Origin of the sequence: Sutcliffiella rhizosphaerae (genome assembly GCF_917563925.1) — a bacterium.
Taxonomy (GTDB): domain Bacteria; phylum Bacillota; class Bacilli; order Bacillales; family Bacillaceae_I; genus Sutcliffiella_A; species Sutcliffiella_A rhizosphaerae.
Genome location: NZ_CAKJTJ010000076.1, coordinates 1 through 4,082, shown reverse-complemented (window position 1 = coordinate 4,082; position 4,082 = coordinate 1). Strand labels below are relative to the sequence as shown.

The following is a 4,082-nucleotide window of genomic DNA, read 5'->3' as shown; positions in this document are numbered from 1 at the left end:
ACCAATAGATAGTTCATTTGAAAATGGGTCTTTATTTAATCCGCCAATAGCAACAAGGACACCTTCTTCATTGAACACGCCAAATAAACCTTCTCCAGAATAATTAAAAGTATTACTGCCACTTTTATAATCATTTACTAATCTTTCTATAAAACGAAAACCGTCTGCTTTGCTTTAAAAACTACCCAAATCAAAATTCAACAGATTATATATATTATATATTTGCTTTACCTCAAATTTTCCCATATGTATCCCCCTTGTAAATTACGTAAATCTTGTTAAACGATTCTCCCTATTGCTTAATACCAATTATTTCAAAAATTTATTAATTACTCAATTTATATTTTCATAAAAAAGAAGCTTACCCATTTACAGATAAGCGCCCGATTCTGGAATAATGGAAGTCTTACATTTTTTTTAAATGGTATTATAAGAATACAGTATTTAGCACGAAAGATGAGGTGATCTCTATGATATTATCTTTTAACATAAGTGATTATACCGTCACAATCAATGGGGAACTATTACGTCTCCTTCGTAAAGAATTTTTACTTCTAGAGTATTTATATCAACATAACAATAGAGCACTGTCACGGCAGCAACTGTTAGATGCTGTATGGTCATTACAAATCCCATCCGATCGTACCATAGATGATCATATATACCGATTACGTAAGAAATTGAAAAAATGGGAGTATTTGATTAGAATCGAAACAGTAAAAGGCTTTGGATATAAATTATCAGTTACTTCACAGACAACCTCTCCCCTTCCTTTTGTACAAGATGAAGAGATTCAAGAGCTTAGTAGAAACCTAATAAATAAGTATCATCTATATGGTCATGGAGAAGCTATTCAAAAATTACTTGATAAAAATACATTTGGCATAGAATTAGATGATACACGTCAACTTTTCATTGAGTTCTTAGGAGGTGACTTTCTTCCTTTATTACAAGCGCAACATATTCCTTTTAAAGAAAAAGCTCATCCTTTACTAGGTTTATATGGACTAATTGAGGAAAAAAGTTACGATAACGTCTATAAAACTCTACAATCTCTGGAAGATAAGCAAGTATTCGGTGAAAGCGAGCAGGAAGATCTTAATCTGTTTCGTATTCTTATCGCATTAAAAGCAAATCAATATTCAAAAGCACATATTTTACTTTTAGAGTCAGAAAGTAAAATATGTCCTGAAAATGTAGGTTTTTACGGTTTTTATCAGCTTTGGTGGCTTACTTATGCTTTATGTGTAAAAGATTTTACCATGGTATTAGAAAAAAATAATATTCTAGAAGAATTTTTCAAGAAACACCCCTTTCAAAGAGAATATGGTCTTTTCTTGTTGTTAAAAGGGTTTTATTGTTTTCATTTAAACGAGAAAACACATGGATTTGATTTAATCACGCAATCTTTTAATGTCTTAGAAAGATCAAAATTTATCATTCAGATGCTTATAACACTTAGCATAGCTGAAAAGCTATTGACCCACTTCCATAATGAAAAAGCTTTAGAAATCATTTTCATTAAAAAGACAGAAGTGTATGAGAAATACAGGTTATATGAGATTAAGGAAAAAATAAAAGATAAGTTCGCACTTTTCCTCTGATATTCCTCTGACATTCAATCAATATTCTTATGATAAGAATTAGTTGGAGGGGATGAAAAAGATGACTCAAAATACATTACAAAAAGAAGAAAATACGATTTGGCAAAACTCAACCTTTATGAAGCTATTTGCTTCATATTCCATTTCTATGCTCGGCCATTGGTTTGACATGGTGGCCATTGTTATTTTATTTGGATATGTGTGGCAAGCAAATCCGCTGGTAATAGCGCTGATCCCTGTTGCTTACGCCCTGCCCCAAGTTTTATTAGGGCAGTTTGCAGGGGTTTTGACCGACCGATACCATAAAGTGAAGATTATGATGGCTGCCGATGTGATGACTGCGGTTCTAACTGCCATTCTACTTTTTACCAATACTCCTTGGTCGGTACTTATTATTATATCTTTAAGAGCGGCCGTTAATGTTGTTCATAACCCATCACAACAAGGTCTTATTAAACTGGTCGTAAAAGAGAAACTAATTATGAAGGCTGTTACGTTGAACGGTACGGTCAATCAGTTATCAAAAATTATCGGCCCATTCGTTGGGGCCACGCTAGTCGGCTTATTTTCTCCCAAGCTTTGTATTCTCATCAATGCTATTGCCTTTACGATTTCTGCCTGTATTCTATTATTCATCTTATTAAACAAAGAGTTGAATAGAAAAACTACGGTACCTAAATTAGTTAAGTCTTCCGGAATTGGATTCTGGGCAGAATGGTGGCAAGGTTGGAAAATAGTTTTAAATAGCAAAGTTCTCTTTATCAGCTTGTTAGCTACCATTATCGGTCTAACGGCCATTCAAATGGTAGACATTCAGTTTCCAGTTCTATTCCGAGAAATCGCTCCTAATCTGCCCGAATTGGCTGGTTGGTTGATGGGTGCTTCAGGCCTTGGTGCGTTGGTGATGATAGTCATTTTAAATCGATTCAGTAAGTTGAAGAAATTTGGATGGCTTATTGGTGCAAGCATGTTATTAATTGGAATTGGTTTTGGAGGACTAGGATTTCTTCGTGAAGGCTTTTTCATCCTGTTACCTATATCGCTTTGTTTTGTAGCCGGTTTAGGGGTTGGACTTTTAACGATTACCTTCCAATATATTATTCAAACAGAAACAACAGAGCAAGAAATTGGCCGTGTTTCAGGCATAGTAAACTCTGCGATGAGCTTTACGGTATTGGTGTCTCCTCTAATCGGAGGGATGCTCATCCAATCTTTTGGAATTATCCCTATATGTATAACTTCGGGAATTATTTTAGCCGTATTAGGGCTAAGTTTAGTGTTCGGTAATTCTCTACTTTTCGAAAGGTCCGTGAATGTAGAAGAAAAAGTGGCAGCTGGTGAATAACGTAAAAACGCTGAGACTCTAAGATAAAAAGCTACCAAACGGGCTCATAGAGCACAATTCTTTACTTCAGAAAAGCGCCCGATTGTTGAAGATTTGCTATTAATATCCCATGAATAACCTTACAAATAGTTATATATCTCGGATAACTTAAAAAGTCACCTAATGGCGAACTTTTTTGCTACTACAAGTTTTCTATTCTTTGTTTTTGGTATTTTGTAGAAAATTCACTAAATCACTTTGATTTTCAGTCATATAAATCATCTCTTTGTTATCAAATACTAAAAAAGAAGGGGAACGATTTATTTTTAGGAATTTATACTCTTTATCTATATACTGTAATTCTTCATGTTGTATTCTACTGACATTAGTAATATTGTTTTCTTCGAGTATGTTTAACGTAATTAATTCCCTTGGTGATGCAATGAACAAAGAGTATGTATACTCATCATCCGATAATAGTCTTTCAAATTTTGCTTTATTGTTCGCTGAACTTAACAGGTTGGAACAACCAGTTAACAGAAGTACAAATAAGAAACTAATAATAATGTTCTTACGCATATTAGATCACCCTTTCAAGTTATCCATTAATAGCTAATAATGAAAATGAGCGCTGCTCCTTGTTCTTAGATAGCGCACATTGCTGAATAATTCACTTATGAAAATACATAATTCAAGTTAATGATTACTATTGGTCATTAATTTTCTTAAAAATCCTTGTATACATTTCCTTTATATGTTCATCCGATATTTCATCATTATACAAACCAAATTCCCAACTATTTATTGAGTTACCTTCCTCAGCACTTAGTATCCCAACAGTATAGCCATTCCAGGGGTCCAACCCCAAAAGTTAGAATATGCTTCATCTTTCACAGTAAAAGGTATATGACTTTTAGCAGATACAAAGATGAATGGAATAGTCGAATTTAAGTAAACATCTGCGTATTGCCTTTCAGCAGCTTGGGAGAGATTTTCTTTCATAATAAATACTGCATCATAACTATCCAAATCGATACTATTAAATTTATCAAAAGAAATTTGACTGAAACTCACTTGTTCCTCCTTAACTTCTGGTGGTTCTCCGACTGTTGCAATTCTTAAAGCATTGCCATCATACAATTCAAATTTTGTAG

3 protein-coding genes and 1 pseudogene are annotated in these 4,082 nt (G+C 33.7%); 2 read left to right on the top strand and 2 right to left on the bottom strand.

Going from position 1 to position 4,082, the window contains the following annotated elements:
- Window positions 1–470: 470 nt before the first annotated feature.
- Complete coding sequence (locus tag LRP81_RS22960; protein ID WP_230505510.1) at window positions 471–1,604, top strand: winged helix-turn-helix domain-containing protein; 1,134 nt, start codon at window positions 471–473, stop codon at window positions 1,602–1,604.
- 61 nt (window positions 1,605–1,665) lie between these two features.
- Window positions 1,666–2,949 (top strand): MFS transporter, encoded by a 1,284-nt coding sequence (locus LRP81_RS22955; RefSeq protein ID WP_230505509.1) that lies wholly within the window; start codon window positions 1,666–1,668, stop codon window positions 2,947–2,949.
- A gap of 192 nt (window positions 2,950–3,141) precedes the next feature.
- Here LRP81_RS22955 and LRP81_RS22950 read toward each other — a convergent pair whose 3' ends face one another.
- Together LRP81_RS22950 and LRP81_RS22945 are read right to left on the bottom strand one after the other, a co-directional pair.
- Window positions 3,142–3,507: a hypothetical protein gene (locus LRP81_RS22950; RefSeq protein ID WP_230505507.1), complete on the bottom strand. Its 366-nt coding sequence runs from the start codon at window positions 3,505–3,507 to the stop codon at window positions 3,142–3,144.
- A gap of 246 nt (window positions 3,508–3,753) precedes the next feature.
- Window positions 3,754–4,082 (bottom strand): annotated as a pseudogene (locus LRP81_RS22945) (hypothetical protein); the annotation flags it as partial.